At 34.0% G+C, this 1,632-nt stretch carries 2 protein-coding genes; one reads left to right on the top strand and one right to left on the bottom strand.

Annotated features, from left to right (window positions below):
* A partial coding sequence (locus GX756_02390; protein NLC16711.1) for a helix-turn-helix transcriptional regulator occupies window positions 1–259 on the bottom strand: 259 nt, incomplete at its 3' end.
* A 214-nt stretch (window positions 260–473) separates the two neighbouring features.
* On the opposite strand from GX756_02390, the gene GX756_02385 reads away from it, so the two are divergent.
* Window positions 474–1,632, top strand: a 1,159-nt coding sequence (locus tag GX756_02385) for a glycosyltransferase (protein ID NLC16710.1), incomplete at its 3' end; no start/stop codon positions are given.

Below are 1,632 nucleotides of genomic sequence, written 5' to 3'. Positions count from 1 at the left end.
TATTTTCGCGCTCTTTTTTGGTCATGAAAGCGCGTTTTTCTTGCATAGAACCTTCCCTGATAAGATACTCAAAAGAAACGCCGTATAATTCGGCTATTTGGCATAACACATCAATATCCGGCAATGTTTCGCCTTGTTCCCATCTAGAGATAGCCTTATCGGAATAATTAAGTTTTTCTCCCAATTCCATTTGGGTTAATTTATGATATTTTCTTAATTCTAAAAGATTTTTGGCGATAATTTGTTTAACAGACTTCATAACAGCTATTATATATAATTTTTTTGTATTTTTCAAGTTATTTTCTCTTTATTCTACAATTTGTAGAGTTAACTTTTGATGGTGATTTATATTAGAATTATGTCTCAGCTTTTGTCCCAAAAGTGTATAGTTTTAACAATGATATTATCTTGACTTTAAATATACGCCTTATGTAAACTGGCATCGTTCTTATTTTTTTTATAGGGGATTTAAAATGATTAACGCGGTTTTAGATTTTTCATTTTATGCTTTTTTGACAATTTGTTTTCTTTTATTTATTTATTACATTCCCAGACTGCGAGGCTGGTTTGCTTCTTTTAAAAAGCAAAAAAGACTTTATAACGATAAAAAAAATAATATAGCCATATTAATACCAGCTCGCAATGAAAGCAAAGTAATAGGGCAATTACTGGCAAGCATAAACAACCAAACATATTCCAAAGAACATTTTGGCGTTCATATTATTGTCAAAGAATATGACGACCCTACGATAGGATTGGCAAAACAAGTTGACGGCGTAATACATATCGCGCCTAACCAAACATGCAAGGGCGACGCTTTAAATGCTTGCCTAAAGGAAATACTGGCGCAAAACCCCGATAAATATGACGCATACTTGATAATTGACGCCGATTGCATGTTGACCGATACATTCTTGGAAGAAATGAATAACGCGCTTGCGAGCGGCAAGCAAGTCATTCAAGGCAAAAAAATCGTCAAGAACTATCATATAAAAGATAAAAAAGCCAATAGCTTAGCAAGCAGCTGCAATGGCCTGATTTGGACAATTATTGACGATATGGGCAATAGATTTAAAGCCGACCATAATATTACCCAAATGACTATCGGGACAGGCCTGATGTTAAGAAGCGATGTGATAAAAACGTTAGGCGGCTGGCCTTACAAAATGACTTTGACGGAAGATATAGAATTAATGTTTGACTGCATGGTCAAAAAGATAAGCACCTTTTACTATTCTTATGCGGTGCTTTATATGGAAGAATCTACAAGCCTTAAAGTCACTAACAAAAGAAGGACAAGATGGTTAACGGGCGTTGTTGACAGCAAAAGATTATACAAAAAACAAGTCAAACTTGCCGCTAAATCCAAAGAGGACAAACGCAATAAATATTATGTGCTCGCGTTATGGCCTGTATTTTACTTTGTGGGCGCTTGCGTTGTTTTTTCGGGATTACAGCTATTGTCGGCTACATTATTGTTTTTATTTAAAAGCGATTTATGGCTTAAATCATTGTTATACGCTATAATTGGCATAGGAATAATATATTTTTCATTTTTCTTATTGTCGTTAATGTGTTTGATTGTGGAAAGAAAAAATATGCCCATCTCAATTTTTAGAAAAATCGTTTTAT

It is taken from the genome of Clostridiales bacterium, assembly GCA_012512255.1.
Taxonomy (GTDB): Bacteria; Bacillota; Clostridia; order Christensenellales; family DUVY01; genus DUVY01.
This window is presented reverse-complemented; position numbering and strand designations above follow the sequence as displayed.